Here is a 26,572-nt window from a genome sequence, read left to right on the forward strand (position 1 = left end):
AAATTTGCTTGGTGACAATAGCGTTTTGGACCCACCTGACCCCATGCCGAACTCAGTAGTGAAACGAAACAGCGCCGATGATAGTGTAGCATTTGTTATGTGAAAGTAGGTCATCGCCAGGCTTAAAATAAGAGAAACCCGTTACAGCAATGTGACGGGTTTTTTGCTGTCTGGAATAAAGTATAGCGCTCAGCTTTAAGCCGTCAATGCGAAAGTAGGTCATCCTACTGCGTAGCGCACCATGGCTCCAAATACAAGAAAGCCCGACTCATTGAGTCGGGCTTTTTTACGTTTACAGGAAAGTGAAATAGTTAGCGAGAGTAAAGCTAGCGAGTTGCACAGCGTCAACCTGACCGCCGTAGCGTGGGTTGAGTATCACGAAACCTACAGATAAAAGAACGCCACAGACAATGATAGTGTAGCATTTGTTATACCAAATACATTTAATGGATGATCTATTTTAATCTTATGCTTTTTGTGATCTAATAGAGCTAAATACAGTCATTCTTACTGAACTTAAATTGTCCAACATTCCAGATTTTCCCTACAGCCGAGATGCGTGACTAAAAACGTGTTACTAAGTTGTTCGCCTATTTCTTAAAGTTAAAAACCGTACGTCTGTTGCACAAGCGACAGGCGTTAGTCGACGCCTAGTAAATGAGTGGGTGACGGCTTATCTTGCCGATGGAATTGAAGCATTGGACATTAAGAAATAGCCCAGTCGCCCTTGCGCTTTAACCCTAAAACAAAAACTGCAACTCAAAGATTATGTATGCAAACATACGGTTAAAGATGAAGGGGGGCGATTAATCGGTGAAGATATTCGTGAGTATATTTGCGATACATTTGGTGTTCAGTACAAGCTAAATAATGTTTATCGTCTATTACATGAACTTAATTTGTCATGGATTACATCTCGTTTGAAGCACCCTAAGCAATCAGTTCAGGCGCAAGAAGACTTTAAAAAATTTCCTTCGTAATACGAACATCACAATTCCAGGCCTCGAGTGGTCAAGCAGCAACAATTTCTATCAACTCATATTTTTGGTGCAGTTTGCCCTGCAATAGGTCAGACAGAGGCAATTATAGCGCCTTATTGAGTAAGGATATAATGAGGCAATACTTACAACTCATTTCGGATGCGACGCCCTGTGGAGAGCACGCAGTGGTCATCGTTGATCACGCAAGCTGGCATATGGGTAATGTTGCACAAGACATTAAAAATGTGTCGGTGATACCGTTGCCTCCCTACTCACCCGAGCTGAACCCGATTGAACAAGTATGGGCATGGATGAGAAACAGAGTGCTATCAAATCTTACGTTTGCAAGTTATGACGATATTGTTGAACAAGTAAGTAGGGCGTGGAATGTACTTTGCTCAGACATTGATAACGTTAAGCGTATCTGCTCGAGGACATGGATAGATATGATTAACGTTATACCAATGCTATTGCTATAATGATTTGTACTGGCTTGATACTATAAAAAAGCACCTGCCAATGCTAGGTGCTTAAATATATAGGATTTAATAGTCAGTGTAAGCGCAAATTTATTTCACGCTCACACGTTTTATTTCGCTCTTGCAGCACGTGCGGCGTGTAGCTTTTTATAGCTGTCAATTAAACGTTGATGGCGCTCTAAGCCTTCAAGTTGCATGTTGGTAGGTGTTAAACCGTAGAACAATACATCGCCATTGATTGAACCTACCACAGCATCCATTACTTCTTGGCCAAACATGCGCGTAAAGCTGTAAATATAGTCTTCAATTTCCAGGTCATCACTTAAGGCAACTTCTAGCGTTGCATGCATTGCTTGGTAAAATAACCCGCGTTCAACGGTGTTATCGTTAAACTGTAAGAAGGTTTCAACCAGTTCCATTGTTGCTTCTAAATCACCTAATGCTAAGTAAATAAGTAATTTAAGCTCAAGAATTGTTAGCTGGCCCCATACTGTGTTTTCATCAAACTCAACGCCAATCAGGGTGATAATATCTGTGTAGTTATCCAATTGACTTTCTTCAAGTCGCTCAACTAAATCGGCTAGTTGATCTTCATCTAAACTGTGTAGGTTTAAAATGTCAGCACGGTATTTAAGAGCTTTATTGGTGTTATCCCAAATTAAGTCTTCTACTGGGTAAACCTCTGAATAGTCAGGTACTAAAATTCTACAAGCGGTGCCAATATCTGAAAATTCAGCTATGTAGGCTTCTTTGCCTAAGTCTTTTAGGATGCCAAATAAGCTTGCAGTCTCTTCTTCATTAGTGCCTGAGAAGTCCCATTCTACAAAGTCATAATCGTGGTTAGCACTGAAAAAACGCCATGAAATTTTACCGGTTGAATCAATAAAGTGTTCAACAAAGTTTTCTGGCTCAGACACCGCCATACTGTTAAAAGTAGGCTTGGGTACGTCATTTAACCCCTCAAAGCTGCGACCTTGTAAAAGCTCTGTTAAGCTACGCTCAAGGGCCACTTCAAAGCTAGGGTGTGCACCAAATGAAGCAAACACACCGCCGGTTTTTGGGTTCATTAAGGTAACGCACATCACGGGAAATTGACCACCTAATGAGGCATCTTTTACCACAACGGGAAAGCCTTGTTCTTCCAAGCCTTTAATACCGGCAACTATGCCAGGGTATTTAGCAAGTACCGACTCAGGTACGTCGGGTAATACAATTTCTTGCTCGATAATTTGGCGCTTAACCGCGCGCTCAAAAATTTCTGATAAACATTGTACTTTGGCTTCGGCAAAGTTATTACCGGCGCTCATACCATTACTTAAAAATAAATTTTCAATTAAGTTTGACGGAAAATACACGGTTTCGCCGTCAGAGTGACGCACATACGGGATAGAGCAAATGCCGCGTTCAACATTGCCTGAGTTGGTGTCGATTAGGTGCGAACCACACAGCTCATCTTCAGGGTTATATATGCTTAGTGTGTAGTCGTCTAAAATACCTTCAGGTAGCGAATCGTCATCGGTAAGAGTAAACCATTTTTCATTTGGGTAATGGACAAACTCACTGTTGGCAATTTCTTCACCAAGGAACTGATCATTATAGAAAAAGTTACAGTTTAAGCGCTCGATAAACTCGCCAAGGGCAGAGCACAATGCGCTTTCTTTGGTGGCACCTTTACCATTGGTAAAACACATTGGCGAGGCGGCATCACGAATATGTAACGACCATACGTTTGGTACGATATTGCGCCACGATGAAATTTCAATCTTCATCCCTAAATCGGCTAAAATCGCGGTCATATCAGCAATAGTTTGCTCAAGCGGTAAGTCTTTACCTAGAATAAAGGTATTTTCGCTACCTTCTGGTTTTGCCATTAACATGGCCTCAGCATCGTTATCGAGGCTTTCTACTGCATCAATTTTAAACTCAGGCGCAGTTTGAATAACACGCTTAACTGTACAACGATCTACTGAGCGCAAAATACCGGTACGGTCTTTTTCAGAAATGCTTTCAGGCAGTTCCACCTGAATTTGGAAAATTTGATTGTAACGATCTTCTGGATCAACAATGTTGTTTTGCGCAACACGAATACCGTCGGTCGATATATCACGGGCATTACAATACACTTTTATAAAGTACGCAGCACATAAAGCCGACGATGCTAAAAAATAGTCAAATGGACTTGGCGCAGAGCCATCGCCTTTGTAACGGATTGGTTGATCCGCAATAACTGAGAAATCGTCAAACTTAGCTTCTAACCTAAGATTATCGAGAAAATTAACTTTAATTTCCATTGAGTTGGTCCACCTTCATGCGCACTAAAAAGCAAGGCAGCAAAGTGTTTGTGCCAGGCTTGATCAGTGTATTTTCATTTAGCTGCAATTATCCGCTTTTTAGGGGAGTACATACAAGTAATAGTCACAGTTAATTTTAAAACAGTAAAGCTTGCGAAGATAAAGTTAGCAAGGTTGAAGCTCCAAGTTGTTTTATCTGAGTCTGATACATTCTGCATCAGACTGCCGGACTGTATTTTTAATGCTTATAGTGCTTAGGTGGCACGCCAAACGTTCGCTTAAATAAACGGCTAAAGTGACTCGGATTGGTAAAACCTAGTTCATAGCATATTTGACTGACTTGTTGGCCTGATTGCAGTAATTGTCTTGCTTTTTTCAATCGTAATTGTTGTTGGTATGTAGCAGGGCTTTGTCCAAATGCGAGTTTAAATTGTTGATAAAACTTACTGCGGCTCATACAGGCTATTTTGCATAACTTATCAATATCGAGCGTTTGATTTAGGTTTTCTGCTAAGTATTCCAGCGCGTTGTTAAGGCTGCAATTAATTTGTGGTTGATGGCAATTAGCGAGCATTAAATCGCGGCTTTGTTGTTGTAGTAAGCGAGTAATTAATTCATTAACTGAAAGCTCTATTAAATAATGACGATCTTGCTCGTTTTCACTGAATAAGCCAATCATACGCTCAAGTAACTGTTGGGTTTGTTGATTATGCTCGGCATGGATAAGTTTAGGGATGTATTGAAAAAAATCATCACTGCTAATTTGTTGCTGCAGATTAAGTGCATCAGCGACTTGGCTAATTTTATCACGGCTAATTTCAATCGCTAAACAGGTGGTTGGTTGCTTAATTGACGCTTCTGGAAAATCAATCAACACACCTTGCTCCGGTGCTAATACAAATGATTGCTGTGGTAAAAACTCTTTGTGGTAGTCACTGTCGCCAACATGCATGATTTTTTTACCGCTGATCATGCCGCAAAATAGTAGTTCGCTGGAGTGCAGCGCCACTTTTTGTGCATCCTGATAGGTATCGTAAATACTCAGCTGTGCGTTATCTGAGGCAAAAGTAACTTTGTTTTCGATAAGTACGTCAACCGCTTGGCGCTGTTTGGTGAGCTTTTCTTTGGTTAAATAAGCTTCCATTTTACCTCACTTGTAAGTCTGGACACACAGACACGTTTTTTGGACAGGTAATCAAGTTTGTATGCCTGTTATGCGCTAATGTCAATAAATGGCGGATAAATAACCAATAATTCCCCGCTTGAACTTAGTAAATAAACAACAACTTGAATATAGGACACACACAATGATCTATACAAATCCAGGCAGTGACGGTGCACTCATTAACTTTAAATCTCAGTATGGTAATTATATTGGTGGGCAATGGCTTGAACCTGTTAATGGCCAATACTTTGACAATATAAGCCCTGTGAACGGTAAAGTATTTTGTAAAATACCGCGCTCAGATAAAGCGGATATTGAGCTTGCACTTGATAAAGCCCACGAAGCAAAAGCGGCATGGGGCACAGCTTCAGTCACAGAGCGTAGCAACATTTTATTAAAAATTGCTGATCGTATTGAACAAAACTTAGAGCTACTTGCTGTGGCTGAAACTTGGGATAACGGTAAAGCAATTCGCGAGACCTTAGCGGCCGATATTCCGCTGGCAGCAGATCACTTTCGTTATTTTGCTGGTTGTATTCGCGCCCAAGAAGGGACAATAGGTGAGATAGACGAAACCACCGTTGCCTATCATTTTCACGAGCCACTGGGCGTAGTAGGGCAAATAATCCCTTGGAACTTCCCAATTTTAATGGCTGCTTGGAAGCTCGCACCCGCCCTTGCCGCGGGAAACTGTGTGATTCTAAAACCCGCGGAGCAAACTCCAGCCTCCATTTTAGTATTGATGGAAATTATTGGGGACTTACTACCTGCTGGGGTTTTAAATGTGGTTAATGGCTTTGGTAAAGAAGCCGGCGAAGCACTGGCTACCAGTACTCGTATTGCTAAAATTGCCTTTACTGGCTCGACGCCAGTTGGCTCGCATATTCTAAAATGTGCAGCTGATAACATTATTCCATCCACTGTTGAGCTTGGGGGTAAGTCTCCCAACATCTTCTTTAATGATGTAATGGATAAGGACGACTCATTTTTAAGCAAAGCGATTGAAGGGGCTGTACTTGCTTACTTTAACCAAGGTGAGGTGTGCACGTGTCCGTCGCGCTTGTTTATTCAAGAAGACATATATGAGCAGTTTATTGAACGTATTTTACAGCGCACTTTACAAATAAAGCGTGGCAACCCGCTTGATAGTGAAACTATGGTGGGCGCGCAGGCGTCACAGGCTCAGTTTGATAAAATACTTAGTTATATTGAAATTGGTAAAAAAGAAGGGGCAGAAGTACTCACGGGAGGTAATGTTGAGCAATTAAGTGATGAGCTAAATGGCGGTTATTACATTCAACCTACTTTACTCAAAGGTACTAACGATATGCGAGTTTTCCAAGAAGAAATTTTTGGCCCAGTTATTTCAATGTCGACCTTTAAAGATGAAGCAGAAGCGCTTGAACTTGCTAACAGCTCTGAGTTTGGTTTAGGTGCAGGTGTATGGAGCCGTAATATGAATCGCGCTTATCACTTTGGCCGTAAGATAGAGGCCGGCCGTGTGTGGACTAACTGTTACCACATGTATCCAGCTCATGCGGCATTTGGTGGCTATAAAAAATCAGGCATTGGCCGTGAAACCCACAAACTCGCTTTAGATCATTACCAGCAAACTAAAAATTTGTTGGTTAGCTACAGCGAAGATCCACTCGGCTTTTTTTAAACGCGGTTTAAGCGAAGCTGTAATTTAATTAAGTAATGCAAAGCGTGGCTACTGGCTGCGCTTTTTTGTATATAAACTAGTTACATTTAGAGCTTAGTTTGGTTTACTTAGGTATCAGTAAAATATAATAATTAAAAAGGATTTGTATGAAAAAGGTGATTAAATCGTCTCCTAAGCTACTAGTGATCGCTATGTCTTTACTAGCAGCCCATGTTTATGCACAAGGCGATGAGGGCAGCTCTATGGCGAATTTTCCGCTAACTGCATCGCAGTGGCAAGCTGTAACAGAGCAAGATATTCAATATGCCTACGCGCAAACAGCAGCGAATCACCCGGGTATGTTTGACAAGCTCAACCTTGATTTTCCAGAGTTACTCGATAGTGCTAAATATCAAGCCCTGGAACTCGCTAAACAAGTAACAACGCCTCAGGCCTATGCAGCTGCAATTGCACGTTTTAATACGGTTTTACAGGATGGGCATGCCGGTGCAGTCGCCGTTTTGCCTGACAAATTTAAGTTGCCAAGGCGCTGGCCTGGGTTTGCGGCAGTATGGCGAGGTGATGGCTTAAAAGTGTATTACAGCGAGCATAATCAAATTACTAAAGGTGACAAAGTAATACGCTGTAATAACACCCCGGTTGAGCCTTTAATGCGCAAAACCATTTTTACATTTCATGGGCAGGTTGAGCAGCCTGGGCACTGGTGGAATCAAGGCCGGCGATTGCTTATTGATGATGGAAACCCATTTTTGCCTAAAATAAAAAGCTGTGATTTTGTCGACGTAAATGGAGCGACTTATAGTGTGCAACTTAAGTGGTCTGTTCGCCCACAAAACGTTCGCGAGTACCTTGCGAATGCTTTTAATGGGGATGAGCTCCCTATCGGTCTTCATTGGGCAAATAAGGATATCGCTTGGATTGCAATGCCAACATTTTCACCCAATGAGCAACAACAGGTTGATTACCGAAAACTATTTGCCGATTTAGCAAAGCAGCGCGCCCAGTTATTAACGGCCAAAGCGGTAGTTCTTGATCTTCGCCATAACCAAGGGGGATCTTCTTTTTGGAGTCTAAAAGTTGCAGAGCAGTTATGGGGGCAAAAAATCGTTAGTTATCGTAGAGAAAAAGCGAACGCAAAAACTCAAGTTTGGTGGCGCGCATCAAAAGATAATACCGAATATGTGGAGTCATTAAAGGGAATTTTAAAAGACCAACCAGAAATGTACCAAATGGTAAAAGAAGTGTCTGCAGGCATGCAACTATCGTTACATGAGGGAAATGCGTTTTACGTTGAGCATAATCAGCCACCTGAGCACCGTTTAGATGAAGTAACAAGTAGCGCTTTTCAAAATAAAGCGATGGTGATTGTACCAGGGCAGTGCGGTAGCGCCTGCCTGGATGCTGTTGATACTTTTAAGCTGTTTTCAAATACAGAGCTTTTTGGCGCGCCAAGTAGTTCAGACTCTACTTATATGGAAGTCAGGTTAGTTGATACACCTTCTGGGTTGAGCAAGGTGATTATTCCTAATAAAGTATACGTAGACAGACCCCGTGAAAAAGGATTCTATTATCAGCCTGATATTCCATATTATGGACTTGAATGGACAACAGCAGCCTTACTTGAGCAAATTAACAGCACTTTACAATAAGTGCTGTTAATATTATAGCTATTCTATAACAAGTAATATGACGCTAAGGATAATAAGTATGGCACTTCATAAATCAGGCTCTATGGGTAAGCAACATTTAGGCTCGTGTTTATGTGGCTGCGTGAAGTATGAGCTTTATGGCGATTTTCACTCATTCTTCCTCTGTTATTGCGGTCATTGCCGAAAAGATTCAGGTTCAGCACATGCTGCAAATTTGTTTGCATCTGCAGCAACACTTAACTGGATACAAGGCGAAGCTGAAGTTAAAAATTACCAGCATGCTAACACATTACACAGCAGAAGCTTTTGTCAAAACTGTGGGTCTGCACTTCCAACAAGAGTTGAGAAAATGAATTGTATTGTGGTTCCTGCTGGTAGCCTGGATAGCGCAGTTACAATTCAGCCAACGGCTAAAATCTATGTGGGTAGTTGTGCGACATGGGCAAAAAGTTTCAACAACGTACCTAGCTATGAAGCTCTGCCATTGCTATAAAGTAGAGTGTAGAGATAAATATACGGAGTATCTTTTCAATACAGGCTTGTAAATTAATAGAGGAAGTTTTAACCGATGAATCAATTAACAGAAAAAACCATCGCATGCCCTTATTGTGGTGAGCATATCGAAGTACTACTCGACCCCGCTGACGTAGATCAACAATATATTGAAGACTGCCAGGTTTGCTGTAAGCCGATTAATTTTTTAGTTTTTGAAACGATGGATGAAGAACTCTCTGTCAACGTATTCAGCGATGACGAGAGTTACTAGATTTAACTTTCAATTATTTACCTTCCAACGCTTTTATAAACACCTTTTTAAAGCGATCAAAGTCTTCAATATGCGGTAGGTGACCGATATTATCCAGTTCAAATAGCTCTGAATTTGGAATTAACGCTGCGGCTGATTTACCTAGCTTATCGTAGCGGCCAAGTTCATAGTCAACACCTTGCTTTTTCCAGTTTCGGCCTGGACCTGTTCTGTCGCGTGTACCAATTATAAGCTTCACGGGCATTGTGAGGTTAGCAAACTCGGTGATTACTGGTTGGGTAAAAATCATATCGTAGGTTTTTGCGTTGACCCATGCAATTTGCTTTTGATCTGGGCCTTGAATTTGGCCAGTAATAAAGTGAGTAAGTGATTCGAATTGGCTATTCCATTTACCATCATAGTAATTCTTTTGCTGATACTGTTTAACTCCCTCAGGAGTTTTAGCTAATTCATTTTTATAGAAAAAATCAGTGTCTTTGTATTGTACATATTGCAGGTAGTTTTCAAGACCGATAGGGTTCATTAGAATGAGTTTTTCAGTCATGTCTGGATACATCAAAGCAAATCGACTCGCAAGCATGCCACCCATTGAGTGACCTAAAACAATTGAGCTCTTTATATTAAGAGAGGCCATTAAGGCGTGGGTGTGATTAGCAAGCGCTGCAAACGAGAATTGGTAATTTTTTGGCTTAGATGATTTACCAAAACCAATTTGATCAGGCATTAATACCCCATAGCCAAATTTTTGTAAAAGCTGCGCGGTTGATGTCCAATAATGAGCATTAAAGTTTTTACCATGCATCAGTGTTACAACAGGCTTGTTACCTTTGGCTGGTAAATAAATATAGGCCATTTTTAATGAGTGTTGCTGGGATTCAATATCAAAAAATAGGGGAGTAAAATCGTACTTATAGTTTGTTAACTGCGCATTATAGCTTAGTTTAGCATTTGATTTGTCATTTGCTTGTTGGCTGTGCGTATTGACACTAACCAATAGAAATAGGCTTAATAGCCATACCTTGTCCACTATTAAACTCCTTTGTATTTTTACTTAAGTTTTATGTCTCAAGTTTTAAATTCTTTTGACTTATACAGTTAAACACAACAGTACCGAGCATACTAGGGCGCAATTATCTATTATTTTTAAATGGCATCAGTAATAAGGTTAATACACGAGTATTTTTATTCGTTGCAGGATACTGCTTTAGGCCAATTTGTAAATCATTATCAGATAACCGCGCGGTTGCCTTATAACTATTAAATAGTTTATCCCACCATACAACACTAAAACCATAATTACTGTTTGTCTCACTGGGTTTTTGACTATGGTGGATCCGGTGTAACTGCTGCGTAATGATAAACAGCCTAAGTGGTTGTTCAATACTTTTTGGCAAGCGAATATTGGCATGATTAAACAAAGCAAAACCATTGAGGGCAATCTCAAATATGAGCACGGCAATTGCGGGAGCACCTAATGCAGTCACCGCAATTAGTTTAATCAATATACTTAATACTATTTCAAATGGATGAAAGCGTAAGCCAGTGCTTGAGTCTACATGACTGTCAGCATGGTGCACTCGGTGTAAACGCCACAGTAACGGGACTTGGTGAAACAATCGATGTTGCCAATAAATTAATAGATCTAATAGCAAAATAGACAAGATCACGATTAACCATGAAGGAAGATTGAGGAAGTTAAATAAGCCAATTCCTTGCTCTTCATTATAAATTGCAAGCGCAGTTAAGCCGATAGGTATTGTTAATCTAGCGACAACAGAGGAGATAAACACTAAACCAAAATTGCCAAGCCAGCGATGCTTTGGCGCAATACGAGCCTTACGAGCTGGGGCTTGCCATTCAAGTAACATCATGATCACCAAAATGCTTATAAAACACCCTAAGCGCCAAAACAGTTCATTATTCATTGAGAGTCGATTCTTGTTGTTTAAGTGTCAAATAGCCACCGTAGATACGTGTTACTATTGTTATTGCGCAGGCAAAAGCAAATAAGCTGGCTAATAGCGCAAAGTACTGCGGCCAGATACATAAAGCTATAAACAGTGCAATGGTCTCAGTGCCTTCAGTGAGGCCGTTCAAATAATAAAAGCTTTTATATTTAAACTGTGGCTTTTCGAGTTTAAACTTCTCGGCGGCAATGGCGAAGGCTAAAAAGCTCGAACCAGTGCCAATAAAGGCTGCTAATAGAATCGCTCCCGCTATGGCATTTTGTGTAGGGTTTGCCAATATAAAGCCAAGAGGGATTGCGGCGTAAAACAAAAAATCTAAGGTAATATCTAAAAAGCCGCCAGCACTTGAGCTTTGTTTACTGTAACGAGCCAAAGCGCCATCAAGGCCATCAAAAATACGGTTAATAGCAATGGCGATGAGCGCACCGTACCATAATTCAAATGCTAATAATGGCACTGCGAGTAGACCAATAATAAAGCCAATCACTGTCAGTTGATCTGGGGTTATTTTTTGTTTGTCTAGAAACATAACCACAGGCAGTAACAGTGGTTTGATTACTGGGGTGATATATTTATCAAGCATAGGTGTTTTCCTGTGAGCTTAAATTAATAACTTTACCATTGGCGGCATCTGTATCACTCTGATCGTGGGTGACCATTATTGCGGGCAATTGGTGCTCTCGTATTTGATTAAACACTAGTTGGCGAGTTTCTTGGCGTAGTTGACTGTCGAGCTTACTAAAAGGCTCATCCAGTAAGATAGCTTTAGGCTCACTTAATAAAACACGTAATAATGCTACTCGAGCTTGTTGTCCGCCAGATAAATTGGCTGGGTTACGCTGCTCTAGGCCACCTAAACCAACTTGCTCAAGGGCGTGAGATATTTTATCAGCACGGTGTTTTTTAACCCCATTTGGCATTGCAAAAGCAATATTGCCAGCAACCGTCAAATGCGGAAATAACAAAGGGTCTTGGTATAACAAGCCAATATGGCGTTGGTGGCTTGGGATCTGAGTGATGTCTTGTTGATTTAAAAATAAGCTACCTTGAGCGCGAAACTGATGAGGCAACATGCCAGTAAGCCAATTCAATAGCGTTGATTTTCCACTGCCTGACGGGCCCATAATACTGAGGATTTCTCCTCCTTGTATAGACTCATCAATACTGATCAGTTGGGTTTGCTGACGCCAGATAGTAAGTTGCTTAATAGCTAATAAAGAGTTCATCTTACGCCTTATGTTGATATTTATTTAGGAGTTTAGGGATAAACCAGGCCAGTGCAAAAGCAAGTGCAGGCAACAGCATCTGCATTAATGCATAGACAGAGCTGACCCGTCTGCTGGCACCACTTGCTAATGTAACCGCTTCAGTTGTTATTGTGTTAATTCGTCCACCGCCATTCAATAAAGTGGGTAGATATTGACTAAAACTAATCGCCAATCCAAGAGCAAAAGCAATACAAATTGGGCTTATCAGCATAGGTAGTTTTACTCGCCAAAATACACTCGCTGGGGTGGCGCCTAAACTTGCTGCCAAATTAGCAAAACGTGGGTCTAGTCGTCGATAGCTACTGGCTAGTGATAAAAAAACATAGGGAACAACGAATAACAAATGACTAAAAATAACATTGAATAATGCATGCTGGCTATTAACTTGTTCTTGTAACCACACTAAACCAAATAAAAACGCAATGCTTGGAATAAGCATTGGTAAATAAATAACTAAGCTTGCGAAGCGAGACAAACTTTGTGCTCGTTGTTGTTCTGCTTCTAGGGTGAATAAAGCAAATATAATTGCAATAAATGTGGTTGCAAAGCCTATTAAAAGAGTATTTATTAATGATGTGTGCATTTGCATTAGTGCATTATGCCAATGCATAGTCACAAATTGATCTGGCAAACTTGCTGGAAAACGCCAATACCCTGCAAAAGACCACAGTACAAGGCCAGCTAACGAAAGTACAACACAGCTGATTAAAATGAACGTTGTCGCATGGGTAAAACGCATAACAAGATGGCCTGCGTAATCACGTTTACCATTAATAATGCTTGTTTGGCTGATGCGCTTGGTTAACTTTTCAAGTAACCACCAAGAAACTAATAAAATAACGGTCAATACCAATTGAATTATAGCGCCTGCAGAGGCTTTTATTCGTAACGTTAAGTCCACATCGTTAAACCAGTGCATTATTGCCACTGCGAGAGTAGGAGGCGCATTAGGCCCTAAGATGAGTGGTATCTCAACATTTGCACTGGCATAAGCCAAAACGGCGAGTAAAGGTAACCGTAAAAAAGGATACAAGTTAGGTAGTACAACTTTAAAAAAAGCCGTCATTGGGCAATAACCCAAGCTCATGGCTATTTTATGTTGGGCACGTAATTTAGCGCCTAAATCAGCTTGTGATAAAGCACCGAGTGCCATCAATAATAAAAAAGGTAACTCTTTTAATGTCAGGCCTAAAATCATACTAATACCCCATGAGTCATGCGGCAATAGCCAATCTGGTGGGGTTTGCCAAGCAGTGAGCCAAGGTGAAAATAGCCGTGATATCATTCCTGAGGGAGTGATTAAAAAACTAATAGCAATAGCTGCTGCAGCATGTGGTATGACTAAAATAGGCCCTAATAAGCGCTGAATTCGATAAAGCCAAGGGCTATTAAAATAACAAGCAAGTATCAATGTAGTGATTACAAAGGCAAGTAAGGTACTAGCCAGTGCACTAGATATGCTCAGCAGCACCATCTGGCAAAACCCTGGGGTGTTAAAAAGTGCAGTAAAGCCTTCTAGTGAAAAGCTCATTTTATTGAGTGCAGGGATATAACCGAACGCGGGTAATAACACGCCAACAAGGCCACCTAAAACAGGTAGAATCAGTAAAGCCATGAGTAATTTGGGAGATAGCAACACAGCTTGAGTAAAAAAATCACGGGATTTGATCATTAATTTACCTTCTGCATGGTACTTTTTGCCCCATATCGCATCAACCATTGTTGGTTTATTAATGCCACCCAACTTGGGTGAGGCTCGGCTAGAGAAGGGCTTTTAGAGCTCACTGTTAAGCTACTTGGGTGTGCGGTTGTTTGATTAAATAGCGCCGCTTGTTCCGTACTGAGTGTGGTAAGGTCAAGTACGGTTTGATCACCCCATACCGAGGGTTGTTGCTTCTTAGCTTGCGCCGGTACACTTAACATAAAGTTAGCGACAATCTTGGCGCTATTATGCTGAGTCGCATTATAGGGGATAGCTACAAAGTGAATGTTACTGAGGCTACCATCGTGCATGGCATAGCTGCGAATACTCGTGGGTAAATCGTAACGTTCTACCGCAGCTGGTACTTCTGCTGCAGAAAACGTTAATGCTAAGCTTAATTCAGTGTCACCCATTAAGCGCCGAAGTGCTGTGCTATTAGAGACAAAAAAGCGGCCTTTGCGCCATAAATTTGGGTGTAAAGCATCTAAATAGTGCCATAGTTTGGGCAATATTATAGCGGCTGTTTCTTTAGTGGCTGCTTGATAGAGTAAGTGCTGTTTATCTTTCGGAGTTAAGCTAATCAAGGCATATTTTAGAAAACTCACCCCGATAAAATCAGGCGGTTTTGGATAAGTAAAGCGGCCGCTGTTTTTTGCGCTCCAAGAAAGTAAATCTTGTAATGTATATGGAGGACTTTGAGTCGCTTGGCTATCATAATAAAATGTCAGGGCTGCTTGCCCCCATGGAGATTCCATACCATGAGTAGGCACGCCAAAGTCTAAGGTAACGGCTGGGTTTTTTATTGGGTTTGTTAACGCAAAGTTTGGTAGCTGCTCCGCCCAGTTTGGTGTTAATAAACCATGTTGAGCCATGGCTGCAAAATTAGCTCCATTGATCCAAATAAGATCTACTTTACCGTTATGATGATTTCCCGCAGATTTTTCTGCAAGTACACGACTGACCGCTTCGCTGGTGTCAGTGAGTTTTATGTGGTGTAAGTCAATGTTGTGTTTTTGCTTTACTTGATCAGCTAGCCACTCAATGTATTTATTAATTTGTGGGTCGCCACCCCAAGCATGAAAATACACAGTGCCATTTTCACCTTTTTTAACAACTTCTTGCCAGTCTGAAGCTGATCCAGTCGGTATCCATGAAATGGCTAATAGCATTAAAATAATGGCCCGAAAACGACTCTTTTGACAGTTAAAGGGGTTACATTTACTGAATATCATTCAGTGCCCAATCGTAATCTAAAAACTCTATTTTCATTGCATTATTTTTTAATAGCTGTTGTTGCTCTGCATTTAAGTTTAGCGCATCTGAATATAATAAAATAAAGGTGGCTAAAGAATGTGAATCAGCAAAGCCTTTTTCAAAGTCATCTTGATACCATTTAAAGATTGATGAAAGATACAGAGTATTCCCATCAGCGTAGTTGCGTGTTTTATCAGCTAAAAAGAGCGTTGTTTGTTGCTCAAGTTGTTTGTTTAACTCAGGCGCATTATAAGCTTGGGCTCGTAAAGCCGGACAACTGATGCTTGCACAGTTAACTGCAAAATGAATACGCGGTTCGTTATACTTATTCTCACCTCTGATCAAAGTATGTTCAATATTATCTAAGCTGCGAATCTCACCTAATAACGGTATAAACTCTTTACTCCAAGGTGAACTAAAAAAGCTGCCCAGCTCTTTAATAGAGTCTATATTTGGGTATTCACTTAGTATAAATTCAACGGTCCAAGCATTGTATGCATTAATCAAAAAGGCTAATTGGGTCGTATTATTCCAACTGTCAAAGTCGCTCTTTTCTACTTGAGATAATGTATTTAAGTAAGCCTGCAACTTTGCCTGTTCAGCTTTAAATCCTGCGTAATTAGCCTGACTACTGACGCCGTTATTTATGTTTTTTACATTATTGTTGAGTAGTTGCTGCCATGGTTGGTGAATTGAGTCATTAGCTGATGCAGCAGCAAACGCTGAACTGACAAATAATGCCAGTGCAGCGCTCCACAGTATAACTGAGCTATACACTAAGCGCATATTAGCCTCTACGCCACGTGTGGTATTTTTCAAGCCAATTGAGAACGGTTTGTGGTGCGTGCGCACGTTTCCATTCACCTGCTGCATATTTATTACCCTCAGCCCATGTTGGGTAGCTATGAATAGTACCGAGTATTTTATTAAGGCCTAAGCCGTGTTTCATTGCTAACACAAATTCAGCTATTAGGTCGCCTGCATGCTCCGAAACCACAGTGACACCGAGTATTTTATCTTTTCCTTTAGGGGTAATCACCTTGATGAAACCTTGGGTTGCACTTTCTGTGATTGCTCGGTCAAGCTCTTCAAATTCAAAACGGGTTATTTCGTAATCTATGCCTTGATCAATCGCATCTTGTTCATTTAGACCGACTCGTGCAACTTCTGGGTCAATAAATGTCGTCCATGGGATCACACGGTAATCGACTTTGAATTTTTTCAGGTTGCCAAATAAACCGTTAACAGCAGCGTACCAGCCTTGATGTGCTGCAACATGAGTAAACTGGTAAGGCCCTACAATGTCACCTGCGGCAAAAATGTTCGGGTAAAGGGTTTCTAAGTATTCGTTAGTAACAATGGTACGGTTAGTTTCTATCCCTAACTCTTCAAGCCCATAGCCTTTTAAGCGAGCACTACGGCCTACGGCGCATAGCAGTTCGTCGTATTCAATTTCAAGCTCTTGCTCTTGGTGTTTAACAACTATGTACTTTTTACCATCGCGAGCTTCACAACGCAGCGCTTGATGATTAGTTAATACATTTACGCCACTGGCTTTGAGTGCACGAGTAGCAAATTCAGAGACCTCTAGATCTTCTTTAATCATAATACGATCAGCCATTTCGATTTGTGTAACCGATGAGCCTAATCTAGAAAAACTTTGCGCAAGCTCTGAGCCAATTGGGCCACCGCCCAGTACGACTAATTTTTTTGGAGCGTGATCTAGTTCAGCAAATTTGCTCCACAATGTATCGCTAGTGACATAGCCAGTTTCTTCTATACCAGGAAGTGGTGGTACGAATGGACGTGCGCCTGTCGCAATAACAATGGTCTTAGCTGTTAACGTTTGTGTACCACCGTCATTTAGTTTAATTTCGACGGTCCATGGGTCAACTATTTTGGCGTAGCCTTTAAGTACTTCAACACCTAATTTTGTATAGCGCTCAACACTGTCGTGCGGGGCGATATCAGCAATTACCTGATGTACGCGGGCCATCACTTTTTTGAATGAAAACTCTGCAGTGCTACTTTCTAAGCCATACTTATCTGCATGTTTAAATTGTTCAGCGACTTTAGCGCTTTTAATAATCGCTTTACTTGGCACACAACCATAGTTTAAACAGTCACCACCCATTTCACCGGCTTCAATTAGGGTAACCTTTGCTTTAACTGCTGCTGCAATATAACTGGTTACTAAACCACCTGCACCACCGCCGATAACTATCATGTTACGGTCAAACTGTTTTGGCTTGTTATAGTTTTTATAAACTTTACGTTTTTTTAGAGAGTTAATAATTGCTTTAGCGATAAAAGGAAAGATACCCAATAATGCAAAAGATAAAATAAGATTCAGAGACAAAATGCCCGACAAACTGTCTATTTGTGCTAGCTGTGTACCCGCATTAACATATACAAAAGTACCTGCCAACATACCTAGTTGGCTTACCCAGTAAAATGTCCATGCTTTAATAGCTGTAACACCCATTAATAAATTGATTAAGAAAAATGGGAAGACAGGCACGAGTCGCAATGTGAATAAGTAAAAGCCGCCTTCTTTTTCAACGCCCTTATCAATGGCATCCAGACGCTCAGGGAAGCGTTTTTTTACTGTATCTCGTAATAAGTAACGAGATACTAAAAATGCTAGAGTCGCGCCAAGTGTTGAGGCAAATGAAGCAACGAGTAGGCCTTCAACCAAGCCAAATAAAGCGCCCGCAGCTAAAGTTAAAATTGCAGCGCCTGGTAATGATAGGGCAGTGACCGCGACGTATAATAAGAAAAAGCCGCCGATAACGAGCAAAGGAGATTGTTCTCGCCATTGACTAAATTGCTCCATTGAACCTTTTAGGCCATCTAAGGTAAGTAATTGGTGTAAATCAAAATGAAAAAATAACCCTACAGCAAGCAAGGCTATAATAAGTAGTAATAATTTCTTTAACATGTGCACTCGCTTTTAAAAGTTATGTTGAAATGTAAGTTTTGCATGAATCGGTAACTCGGGATAAACCAAGGTTGAACCAAAATAACCGCCTTCAAATACCGGACGCCAATTATCTTGATTGGTTACATTAGAAATATCCAAACGTAATGATGTTTGCTCATTAAATGAATAACGGCTATTTACGTTTAATGTATATTGATCGCGTATATAAACTGTTGCTAAATAATCCAATGGGTAACTCTTTGTGTATATGCCTCCAAGGCCGACATCCCAATTATCGGTAATTGAAACCCCACCATTAAAACTAACAGACTGCTCTGGAATGCCCTGTACGCGCTGTGTTGAAGGCGCAAAAGATGCAAAGTTAGGTGCACCTATTGATGTACCATTTATAATATCAGGTCGCGAGTTATCAAATGCATCGGCCACTTGGCTAGAATCTTGGCTACTGGCCGAATTGTCATAGCGTGCATCAATGTAACTATAGCCTACGCTAAACCAATAAGCAGCTGTATCGTAAAAAGCCTGTGCTTCAAACCCTTGAGTCCGAATACCGGTATTACTACCGTCGCGGTTGCGTAAGCTACGGCGTTGATTAAATAGTGCGCCATCAATGTACCAAGCGCTATCATCGGGAGAGTACTTTAATCCGACTTCAGCAAGGGTGTTGTCGGTGGCAAAATTTTGATCACTAATTTTGTTATCGCTACCAAGTACTGTGCCTCCAGCCATACTATTAGAGGTAGCTTGGTTATAGCTTGCTGTAATATAACTGGTCAGTTCTGGGGTAAGTTTATAATTAATACTTGCTTGAGCAGAATGTAAAATTTCATCAATTGTGTCGCTTGCAGCAACCTGTCCTAGTGGTGCAATAGGATCACTTGCTTTAACATCATAATAATCAAGACGGTAACCTACATTGGTGCTTAGAGTGTTAGTCCATCGGCTATCATGCTGTATGGCTATGCCGGTTTGCCAGCTGGTGGAATTAGTTGTATCTGATAGTGAAAAGTCGCCACGGCCATCGTTATTTAAATCATACTGGCCGCCTGGGGAGACAAACACACCTGGGCGAAGCTCAACTAAACGCGCTTGTTGTTCCTCAGTTAAAGGGATACGACGGTTTTCAATTGGGCCTGTTAAATCAATGGGTAAGTCTGCCTCGGTGGTAAATTGACTATAGCCTTTGACTTTGTTGTAGCGAACATCAAATGCAAAAATAGTGCTCTGATCTTGATCCCACTGATAATTTAACTCGGTCCTGTTCTGCGCCGTGTCTGCACCATCTATAATTTCGACAAAACTGTTTTGCGCAATACCTTCTCGTTGGAGGTGTTGAAAATAGGTAATGTTTTTAATTGATGTTTTATCATTTAATTGGCGTTTGTAGGTGCTGTGCAGTAAATACGTCGTCGCATTATTAATATTATCAGGGTCGGTTAACACTTGGCTTCGTGGTATAACAACTTGCCCCGTTGGAGACACAACAGCATTAGCACCTGCGATTGTACTGCCATTGGGTTGTACGCCTTGTCCGGTAATATACAGGCCATCATCAATCAATGCTTGCGTTGGGCGGTTTATGCCAGCGTTATCGGTATAATCTACTTGGTATAATTCAAAGTTAAGATCCCAACTGGTTTTATCATCAGGTAAAAAGCGTAAAGCAGCAAATAGGCTGTCACTTTCATAGCCAGAATAATCGTAATAACTACCATTATCTATGTGCTCTGCGCTGACTCTAAAACCGCTTTCACCTTCAACAATGGGGGCCGAGTAATCGACTTGAGCACTGTATTGGTCCCAACGTCCTGCAGAAAGAACAACTTTCCCTTGTGATGATTGAATGTTAGGTGTTTTTGAATGTAAATTGACGAAACCACCATTACGTTGGCTACTGCCAAATAAAACAGGGGGAGCACCTTTGACAACATCAATTTGTTCAATTGCATTGAATGACACGGGTATACCGAATCCATTATTACCTGCTTGTCTGCGTACACCATCTTGATAAAGTTCACCCAATTGGCCGCGAAGAGTAGGCAAACTTGAAGCTCCAAAGCCACTAGCTGCATAGCTATTTGGTGTTACCGCTAATATATCTTGCAGTGTAGAGATATTGAGTTGCTCAATCATATCACTATTAATAGGTGTGATTGCTCTGGCTATATCAATCAAAGCAAGATCATCACCAAAAGGGCCACTCACTGAGGCATCCTTGGGCGACAGCGGGTTTGCTTTTAATTTATCTGCCGAAACATGTATCACTTCTATATCGCTATTCGCTTTTGCTAATGTTGCAAAGCTGACACAAATGCTGAGTGCTAAAAATGCGTATTTCAAAATCATCTCACTGTAATTAGTTAATACTCAACCTCCTCGCTTGAGTTGGTTTGTGTATATATACGTTGAATGAGACCCTCAAGGTGTAAAAATACTTTCAAAAAATATGTAGTTAATTTTATTTAATTATTTTTGTAAGAAAAGCGGTGCTTTTCGGTCTTGTTGTTTTTAATAGCAAAAACCCCAAAGGATATATAATGACACAAGCACTAACAACCGATACTCAAAATCGCCTTGAGTGGTCTCTGTTTTCATTACGTTTAGGCGTATTTGTAGTGATGTTAATGTGGACGCTAGATAAGTTCGTAAATCCCGGACATAGCACACGTATTTTTGAACACTTTTATGGCATTAGTGGTTCAAATGACACGGTGGCTTATATATTGGGCGCGTTGCAACTGATTTTGGTTTTTGCATTTATGGCGGGTATTAAAAAGCGCATTACCTACGGGGTGATATTTTTAATGCATGGCGCATCAACACTGTCTTCTTATGCACAATATATTGATGGCTTTAATAACTTATTATTCTTTGCCGCATGGCCAATGTGGGCTGCATGTTTTGCGCTTTATTTATTACGCGATCAAGATGTAAAATTCACTGTAAAATAAAAACAGCAAAAGCCGCGTTATACGCGGCTTTGTTTAAAAGGGCTAACTAATGCATAGCATTATTGTATTTTTCAGCCAACACTTGTTTCTGGTGTTGCGTTAACGCCTTACCTGCCAATTGAAATACCTCTTGCTCTTCTTCATCAAGGTGGTGATGCACAATATGATGCAGTTTTTTGGCTGTCGCTAACCATGCAGGTGAACTCATATCCGTTTGCTCAAGTTCTTCAACTAACTCATCAATATCATGATGTTCAGCAACGCTGTGGCGTGCTTTATCTTGAGTTAAGTCATCACACATTAATGGGTTATAGAAAAAGCGCTCTTCAAATTTAGCATGTTCTTCTAGTTCGGTTTTTAAGTCGTCCATTAGTTTCTGTCGTTTTGGCGAATCACCGTGTGTTTCTATTAGTGAATCGACAAGTGAACGTTGCTTATCGTGATCGTGACGTAGTGCTTCAAAAATATTCATGATGTTTCCTTGCTTTGCTCATTTACAAAATACAGAAGCAAGTGACAAGCCAGTTTTTAACATACTGTTTTATAATGAAAAGGTGATTTCAACTAATGGGTGGAAGGAGGTTGAAATGTAAAATTTACAGGCTTAAATGAAAAAGGCCAACACAGTGGCTGGCCTTAGGATAAGTAAGCTTAGCGATTACTTATTAGCATCTTTTACTGCTTTGAGTTTAGCTGCATGGTCAATTTCAAATTCAGGCATGTCTTTTTTGCCGTCAATTAAGTAGTTATCCATCCAGCGCATCAAACGTAAGCTGTAATCGTATTGTGCAGCAACTTTGCGATTCCCATGGCCTTCGCCAGGGTAATAAACTAAGCGTACATCTTTACCTTGTACCTTCATGTAGCGGTACATTTCCATTGATTGCGCAGGGTGTACACGAGGGTCATCTTTACCATGCATAATTAATAATGGGGTCTCAGATTGCCCCGCCCAGTATATTGGGCTGCGCTCTAAGTACCATTGCCATTTATCCCATGGATATGAACGCGCATGTACTAGGTTCATTTCATTTGAAATATCAGTAGTACCAAATTTAGATAACTGATTTGTAACGCCTACAAACATTACACTTGCAGCGAAATGTTTAGTCAGTTTAGTCGCTGCCCACGCAGATGCATAACCGCCATAAGAGCCACCAGTGATACCTACACGTTTAGTATCTACTAAGCCCATGTCAACAAGGTGGTTTTTAAAATCAACCAAGTCATCAAACTCTTTACCAGCATAGTCGTTTTGACCAAGCTTAGAGTATTCAACCCCTTTACCGGTTGAACCACGGTAGTTAGGATAAAATACTGCATAACCACGTGCTGCCCCCATTTGACCTGGGCGCGAGTAATTCGTTATCCAACCATTCTTATCATGACTTTCAGGACCACCATGAACAGACATAATTAACGGGTAGCGAGTACCTTCACTGTAATCAAGTGGGTATACAAGTACACCATCAATCTCAACGCCATCACGAGCTTTTAAAGATATAGTCTCTTGTTTTGCAAAACGCTTATCGTTAAACCATTCGTTTGAATCAGTTAATCGTTTGGCTTTTTTACTGCGTACAATAAATACTTCATTTGGGTGCTTAGCTGTATTACCACGAAGTGCAATGGTTTTATCTGAATCAGAAATACTCAGATTAGATGCAATAAACTTACCTTCTTTAACCAGCTTTTTATATTTATTTGAACCGGTTTTTATACTTGCAACGAAGCTTTCGGTGCCCACGTTGGCGATAAAGTTAAGGGTGTTACGTTTATTCGACCATTCAATATCAGCAACATGGCCCATAAAATTAGGTAACCACTCAGTAATTTTGGCTGTTTTAGTATCGGCAATATATAAACGCCCAGTTGCCGGGTCGTGTTTATCCTCTGCACCTAAAATGGCAATGTATTTACCGTCATGTGAGAGTTCTGCATCGCCGAGCTTACCTTCTGTTTTAAACGATAGAGTCACTTGGTTACTGGCAATATCAAATAAATGCCACATTGATTTTGTGTATTTATCATCAATTAAAGCAGTCGGCTGTGTTTTAACTAAGAGCTTTTCACCATTTGCAGCCCAGTTAACATCACTCACGTAGTTCTCTACGTTTAGAGCATTCGGGGTGAGTGGTTTGTCGGCTTTTGCCAAATCAACAATAAACAGCTGCTTGTTTTTTAAACCAAGCTCATAGACTTCAGCTTTAAAGCCCAGTTTTTTTAGTTCTTTATCAGACTTATCGGCAGCAGGCATCGCTAAAATGGCTAACTGATTATTATCAGGGCTAAGCTGATAGCTTGAAATAGACGTGCCTTTTAATGACAACACTTTTTGTGCTTGGCCACCATCAACCGGAATTTGGTACAATGCAGTGAACTTATCGTCTTTTAGTTTAGCTAAGAAATAGATGGTTTTGCTGTCGTTTGACCATTGAATGCTTTTAATGCTGACAGAGCCTGTAATGAAAGGGCGCTCAACACCTTCATCATCGACAACATAAAGTTCACTGTAATTACTGCCATTTTCATCAACATAAAGCTCACGAGGTACAGAACGAGTAAATGCAACGCTGTCGCCATCAGGACTAACGCTTGTTTGTATTACTGATTGAATTTTTGGAATGTCTTCAACTGTAAGAGGCGTTGCTGCAATCGCAAGAGAGCTTGAAAGCCCAATTGCCAATGCTAAACTAGTTTTTAACATGAAAATTTCCTTCGCTTGTTTTTAATTATCAATGCAGTATATCAGGATGTACCTGTAAAACTAAAATATGCGTTTAATAGGCAATCTGAAAAGATTAATGGCTATATCGTATGCCAAAGTAGAAGCGTCGGCCATTTTCGTAAATACCCGTTGGCGCGTATTGGTTACGTTCATAAACATAGGTGATTGAGTTAGTTAAGTTGATTGCTTCAAGTACAACATCGAGGCTATTTGTCACTTTAAATGTGAGGTTACCGTCAAGCTGACCAAAATCGTCCATCATAGCTTCACCTACACCGGTGGCAAACTGAGTCCGATAGTTATAGGCAAGGCGAGCACTGAGCCAATCATTATCATAATAACTGGTTAAGTTTATGGTGTGTTTTGAGGTGCCAGGTACATAGTTTTTTCGTCCTGTTAAGCTATCAGTACGATCGCCGTCGACAAAGGTATAATTGGCAATTAAGCCTACACCATAAAATAATTCCTGCTGATAACTGAGCTCTACACCTCGAATTGTACCACCACTGCCATTTATCGGCCGATCAATGGCCATGTCGATGCTCTCATGTTGTTCGATAGCTCGCTTAAATTCGACAAAGGATTCAACGTCTTTATTAAATAACGCCATTGAAAGTAAAGCTGCATCATCAAAATACCATTCAAGGCTAAAATCAAACTGATTAGCGCGGTATGGATCTAAATCTGGGTTACCGCCTTGGCCTTGTGCTTGCGTGACATTGTAGTTTGTAGAGGGCATTAAATGATTGTATTGTGGTCGTGACATGACTCTAGCAGCACTAATACGGGTGATTAAATTTTCAGAAAGGTCTATGTTGATATTTACGCTGGGTAAAATATCAAGGTAATTTTTATCGTGCTGTTGCCAGATAAACAGCTCTTGTTGTGGTGTGGTTGCAATTCGCTTGTAGGCGCCTGAGTTTTGTTGTGTATTAACCACTCTTACTCCGAGGTTGGCGCGGTAGTCTTGGCCTTCGAGCATTAATTTTACATAACCTGCTAAAGTACGCTCTTGAATATCAAAACGGCTGGCTTTTTCTTCTTGTTGTTCAAAATTAATGTTATTGAAGTCGTCTGATAATCTGCTGATATCTACATAGCTATATTTTTTCAGCGTGTCTTGACTGCCAATATTTGTCAAAAAGCCGCTAGGGAAAGTGCCTTGATAATCAGCTAAAGTCCAATCTAGTTGTTTTACTAACCCATCATAAGCGCCATTTACTGAGCGATACCTGATAAAGTCACGCTGATGATCACGGTATTTAGTTCCGAACTTAACGGCACTAATAATTGAATGGTCAACAGCTCGTTCAAAATCGCCTTGTAAATAAAACTCCTGATCGTTCGAGTCTTGGCTGTCGTTGCGCGCCTCTGTGAGCTGCCATTGTGAGGCATCTAGTGGAGAGGTGTCGTAGTTAGCTATAATATTTTTATGTTCGCGGGTATCTACAGTAAAGGCTGTATTTGCAGAAAACTGCGACGTATAGTCTTGTTTTGAGCCACCACCGCCTTTGGTAAAGCCGATTTGATACTGGTTTTGCCACAGATTTGCTTGTTGGGTGGCAATTAAATGCACGTTGCTGGTATCAATTTGCGAATCACGCCAAATAGCTTCCATCGCGGTACTAAAGGGTAAACTTTGTGTGTTTTGCTCTGGCACCTGCGAATAGCGGGCGTATGCTAACGTGTTATCAATAATTTCGTGCTCGCTAATATGACCGCCACGAGCAAAAACGCTGCTGGGTTGCCACAAAAAGTTTTGGTTACTATTATCGGCATCAAGTACTGAATATAAAGTATTAAGCTGTATATTCCAATCAAGATTGGGCTGATATTCAACGCTTAAAGTCGCACTGGTTAACTCTCTTTGTTGCTTAAATAATGCTGAACCACCTCCCCCAGGCGTCCAGACATTAGTTATGTCTGCAGCTTCGTTGTTTGTTGGGCTAAGAGTACCATCATTATTCTGATTATAATTTTGTTCATGCCATCCCCAAGACTCTAAACCGTCTCGGCGTAATGAGCGCTGGTTTCGGGTAAGTGTAATATGCACGCCCAAATCTTTAGCTGTGTTTTTCCAGTTATAAAAAGCACTAAATTGTGGATCGAATTCACCGGATAAATCGTTGTATTGCATCTGAGCATTAATTACAAATTGGTTGGTGTTTATGTGCAGAGGGCGTTGCGTTTTTATATTAACGGTCCCCCCTAAAGAACCTTCGTTATGATCTGCTTGCGGTGTTTTGTAAACGTCTAAGGAGGCAACAAGTTCAGCAGGTAATAAGGTGTAATTAAAGCCACGGTTAGGTTGCGTTGAAATCCACCAGTCTGCCGATGCGATAGATTGACCATTTAAATAGGTGCGATTTTGTTCTGGTGTTGTACCACGTACACCCACTCGCTCACCTTCACCTTGAGCTCTTGATAGGGAGATCCCGGTCACCCTTTGGAGTGCTTCTGCGACATTTTTATCAGGAAATTTCCCGATATCTTGCGCACTAATAGCATCTATAATAGATTGATTGTCACGTTTATCTAGCAATGATCTGACAGCGCTGTCATGATAGCCCCTAATTTGTATGGTTTCTAACTGGTTTAGCTCGGTTTGCGGGGTATTATTAGCCGCTCCATGTAGCGCATAAAATGCACTATAAATCAGTATTATGTTAACAAATTTTGTAATATTTATTGTCATAGATGACCCAACGCCAACAACATGAGAAAAATGAGCTGTGATAACTACTTATAAAATAAGAACACAGAAA

21 protein-coding genes, 1 rRNA gene and 1 pseudogene are annotated in these 26,572 nt (G+C 40.7%); 9 read left to right on the forward strand and 14 right to left on the reverse strand.

What is annotated here, in order from left to right; translation table 11 throughout:
• Positions 1-7 precede the first annotated feature (7 nt).
• The 4 genes and pseudogenes from rrf to AAEU30_RS17180 all read left to right on the forward strand — a co-directional run bounded on the left by rrf (position 8) and on the right by AAEU30_RS17180 (position 1,459).
• Positions 8-122: ribosomal RNA gene (gene rrf / locus AAEU30_RS17165) — 5S ribosomal RNA — on the forward strand.
• Positions 123-593: 471 nt separating this feature from the next.
• Positions 594-716, forward strand: a pseudogene (locus tag AAEU30_RS17170) (hypothetical protein); the annotation flags it as partial.
• Positions 717-809: 93 nt separating this feature from the next.
• Positions 810-980, forward strand: coding sequence for a helix-turn-helix domain-containing protein (locus tag AAEU30_RS17175; protein ID WP_421961654.1), 171 nt, complete (start codon positions 810-812; stop codon positions 978-980).
• A gap of 131 nt (positions 981-1,111) precedes the next feature.
• A complete protein-coding gene (locus tag AAEU30_RS17180) occupies positions 1,112-1,459 on the forward strand; it encodes a transposase (protein WP_421961569.1) in 348 nt (115 codons plus the stop codon).
• A gap of 110 nt (positions 1,460-1,569) precedes the next feature.
• Here AAEU30_RS17180 and AAEU30_RS17185 read toward each other — a convergent pair whose 3' ends face one another.
• A complete protein-coding gene (locus AAEU30_RS17185; RefSeq protein WP_421961570.1) occupies positions 1,570-3,750 on the reverse strand; it encodes an OsmC domain/YcaO domain-containing protein in 2,181 nt (726 codons plus the stop codon).
• A 238-nt stretch (positions 3,751-3,988) separates the two neighbouring features.
• Positions 3,989-4,894 carry an AraC family transcriptional regulator gene (locus AAEU30_RS17190; protein WP_421961571.1) on the reverse strand — a complete coding sequence of 302 codons (906 nt, stop codon included), beginning with the start codon at positions 4,892-4,894 and terminating at the stop codon, positions 3,989-3,991.
• Positions 4,895-5,057: 163 nt separating this feature from the next.
• Between AAEU30_RS17190 and exaC the strand changes: the two genes are divergently transcribed.
• The 4 genes from exaC (at position 5,058) to AAEU30_RS17210 (ending at position 8,993) form a co-directional block, all read left to right on the forward strand.
• On the forward strand, positions 5,058-6,578 hold the full coding sequence (gene exaC / locus AAEU30_RS17195; RefSeq protein ID WP_421961572.1) for an acetaldehyde dehydrogenase ExaC: 1,521 nt from the start codon (positions 5,058-5,060) through the stop codon (positions 6,576-6,578).
• 146 nt (positions 6,579-6,724) lie between these two features.
• On the forward strand, positions 6,725-8,227 hold the full coding sequence (locus AAEU30_RS17200) for a S41 family peptidase (protein WP_421961573.1): 1,503 nt from the start codon (positions 6,725-6,727) through the stop codon (positions 8,225-8,227).
• 58 nt (positions 8,228-8,285) lie between these two features.
• A complete protein-coding gene (locus AAEU30_RS17205) occupies positions 8,286-8,720 on the forward strand; it encodes a GFA family protein (RefSeq protein ID WP_421961574.1) in 435 nt (144 codons plus the stop codon).
• 75 nt (positions 8,721-8,795) lie between these two features.
• On the forward strand, positions 8,796-8,993 hold the full coding sequence (locus AAEU30_RS17210) for a CPXCG motif-containing cysteine-rich protein (RefSeq protein WP_421961576.1): 198 nt from the start codon (positions 8,796-8,798) through the stop codon (positions 8,991-8,993).
• Positions 8,994-9,006: 13 nt separating this feature from the next.
• Here AAEU30_RS17210 and AAEU30_RS17215 read toward each other — a convergent pair whose 3' ends face one another.
• The 9 genes from AAEU30_RS17215 to AAEU30_RS17255 form a co-directional block, all read right to left on the reverse strand.
• Positions 9,007-10,020 carry an alpha/beta fold hydrolase gene (locus tag AAEU30_RS17215; RefSeq protein ID WP_421961577.1) on the reverse strand — a complete coding sequence of 338 codons (1,014 nt, stop codon included), beginning with the start codon at positions 10,018-10,020 and terminating at the stop codon, positions 9,007-9,009.
• A gap of 103 nt (positions 10,021-10,123) precedes the next feature.
• A complete protein-coding gene (locus AAEU30_RS17220) occupies positions 10,124-10,918 on the reverse strand; it encodes a sterol desaturase family protein (RefSeq protein WP_421961578.1) in 795 nt (264 codons plus the stop codon).
• Positions 10,911-11,543 (reverse strand): CDP-alcohol phosphatidyltransferase family protein, encoded by a 633-nt coding sequence (locus AAEU30_RS17225; protein ID WP_421961579.1) that lies wholly within the window; start codon positions 11,541-11,543, stop codon positions 10,911-10,913. Before AAEU30_RS17225 ends, AAEU30_RS17220 begins: the two co-directional genes overlap by 8 nt.
• Positions 11,536-12,186: an ATP-binding cassette domain-containing protein gene (locus AAEU30_RS17230; protein WP_421961580.1), complete on the reverse strand. Its 651-nt coding sequence runs from the start codon at positions 12,184-12,186 to the stop codon at positions 11,536-11,538. The genes AAEU30_RS17225 and AAEU30_RS17230 overlap by 8 nt, the downstream gene beginning before the upstream one ends.
• Position 12,187: 1 nt before the next feature.
• Positions 12,188-13,900 (reverse strand): ABC transporter permease, encoded by a 1,713-nt coding sequence (locus AAEU30_RS17235; RefSeq protein ID WP_421961581.1) that lies wholly within the window; start codon positions 13,898-13,900, stop codon positions 12,188-12,190.
• The gene (locus tag AAEU30_RS17240; RefSeq protein ID WP_421961655.1) at positions 13,900-15,099 is read right to left on the reverse strand and encodes an ABC transporter substrate-binding protein; all 1,200 of its coding nucleotides are present in this window, start codon (positions 15,097-15,099) and stop codon (positions 13,900-13,902) included. Before AAEU30_RS17240 ends, AAEU30_RS17235 begins: the two co-directional genes overlap by 1 nt.
• A gap of 49 nt (positions 15,100-15,148) precedes the next feature.
• Positions 15,149-15,970 (reverse strand): DUF547 domain-containing protein, encoded by an 822-nt coding sequence (locus AAEU30_RS17245; protein WP_421961656.1) that lies wholly within the window; start codon positions 15,968-15,970, stop codon positions 15,149-15,151.
• Between the two features lies 1 nt (position 15,971).
• Positions 15,972-18,125, reverse strand: coding sequence for a dihydrolipoyl dehydrogenase family protein (locus AAEU30_RS17250; RefSeq protein WP_421961582.1), 2,154 nt, complete (start codon positions 18,123-18,125; stop codon positions 15,972-15,974).
• Between the two features lie 12 nt (positions 18,126-18,137).
• Entirely contained in the window at positions 18,138-20,468 is a 2,331-nt protein-coding gene (locus tag AAEU30_RS17255; protein WP_421961583.1) for a TonB-dependent receptor, read from the reverse strand.
• Positions 20,469-20,665: 197 nt separating this feature from the next.
• On the opposite strand from AAEU30_RS17255, the gene AAEU30_RS17260 reads away from it, so the two are divergent.
• A complete protein-coding gene (locus AAEU30_RS17260; RefSeq protein WP_421961584.1) occupies positions 20,666-21,079 on the forward strand; it encodes a hypothetical protein in 414 nt (137 codons plus the stop codon).
• 46 nt (positions 21,080-21,125) lie between these two features.
• Here AAEU30_RS17260 and AAEU30_RS17265 read toward each other — a convergent pair whose 3' ends face one another.
• From AAEU30_RS17265 to AAEU30_RS17275, 3 genes are all read right to left on the reverse strand, one after another.
• Positions 21,126-21,551: a hemerythrin domain-containing protein gene (locus AAEU30_RS17265; RefSeq protein WP_421961585.1), complete on the reverse strand. Its 426-nt coding sequence runs from the start codon at positions 21,549-21,551 to the stop codon at positions 21,126-21,128.
• 186 nt (positions 21,552-21,737) lie between these two features.
• Positions 21,738-23,786, reverse strand: a complete 2,049-nt coding sequence (locus AAEU30_RS17270) for a S9 family peptidase (RefSeq protein ID WP_421961587.1) — start codon at positions 23,784-23,786, stop codon at positions 21,738-21,740.
• A gap of 94 nt (positions 23,787-23,880) precedes the next feature.
• Positions 23,881-26,502, reverse strand: a complete 2,622-nt coding sequence (locus tag AAEU30_RS17275; RefSeq protein ID WP_421961588.1) for a TonB-dependent receptor — start codon at positions 26,500-26,502, stop codon at positions 23,881-23,883.
• Between the last annotated feature and the right edge of the window lie 70 nt (positions 26,503-26,572).

It is taken from the genome of Pseudoalteromonas mucoides, from assembly GCF_049257175.1.
Taxonomy (GTDB): domain Bacteria; phylum Pseudomonadota; class Gammaproteobacteria; order Enterobacterales; family Alteromonadaceae; genus Pseudoalteromonas.

Coding starts and splice junctions, on each gene's coding strand:
- AAEU30_RS17180 (WP_421961569.1), top strand. CDS start 1,112: ATGAGGCAATACTTACAACTCATTTCGGATGCGACGCCCTGTGGAGAG.
- AAEU30_RS17185 (WP_421961570.1), bottom strand. CDS start 3,750: ATGGAAATTAAAGTTAATTTTCTCGATAATCTTAGGTTAGAAGCTAAG.
- AAEU30_RS17190 (WP_421961571.1), bottom strand. CDS start 4,894: ATGGAAGCTTATTTAACCAAAGAAAAGCTCACCAAACAGCGCCAAGCG.
- exaC (WP_421961572.1), top strand. CDS start 5,058: ATGATCTATACAAATCCAGGCAGTGACGGTGCACTCATTAACTTTAAA.
- AAEU30_RS17200 (WP_421961573.1), top strand. CDS start 6,725: ATGAAAAAGGTGATTAAATCGTCTCCTAAGCTACTAGTGATCGCTATG.
- AAEU30_RS17205 (WP_421961574.1), top strand. CDS start 8,286: ATGGCACTTCATAAATCAGGCTCTATGGGTAAGCAACATTTAGGCTCG.
- AAEU30_RS17210 (WP_421961576.1), top strand. CDS start 8,796: ATGAATCAATTAACAGAAAAAACCATCGCATGCCCTTATTGTGGTGAG.
- AAEU30_RS17220 (WP_421961578.1), bottom strand. CDS start 10,918: ATGAATAATGAACTGTTTTGGCGCTTAGGGTGTTTTATAAGCATTTTG.
- AAEU30_RS17225 (WP_421961579.1), bottom strand. CDS start 11,543: ATGCTTGATAAATATATCACCCCAGTAATCAAACCACTGTTACTGCCT.
- AAEU30_RS17230 (WP_421961580.1), bottom strand. CDS start 12,186: ATGAACTCTTTATTAGCTATTAAGCAACTTACTATCTGGCGTCAGCAA.
- AAEU30_RS17235 (WP_421961581.1), bottom strand. CDS start 13,900: ATGATCAAATCCCGTGATTTTTTTACTCAAGCTGTGTTGCTATCTCCC.
- AAEU30_RS17240 (WP_421961655.1), bottom strand. CDS start 15,099: ATGCTATTAGCCATTTCATGGATACCGACTGGATCAGCTTCAGACTGG.
- AAEU30_RS17245 (WP_421961656.1), bottom strand. CDS start 15,970: ATGCGCTTAGTGTATAGCTCAGTTATACTGTGGAGCGCTGCACTGGCA.
- AAEU30_RS17250 (WP_421961582.1), bottom strand. CDS start 18,125: ATGTTAAAGAAATTATTACTACTTATTATAGCCTTGCTTGCTGTAGGG.
- AAEU30_RS17260 (WP_421961584.1), top strand. CDS start 20,666: ATGACACAAGCACTAACAACCGATACTCAAAATCGCCTTGAGTGGTCT.
- AAEU30_RS17265 (WP_421961585.1), bottom strand. CDS start 21,551: ATGAATATTTTTGAAGCACTACGTCACGATCACGATAAGCAACGTTCA.
- AAEU30_RS17270 (WP_421961587.1), bottom strand. CDS start 23,786: ATGTTAAAAACTAGTTTAGCATTGGCAATTGGGCTTTCAAGCTCTCTT.
- AAEU30_RS17275 (WP_421961588.1), bottom strand. CDS start 26,502: ATGACAATAAATATTACAAAATTTGTTAACATAATACTGATTTATAGT.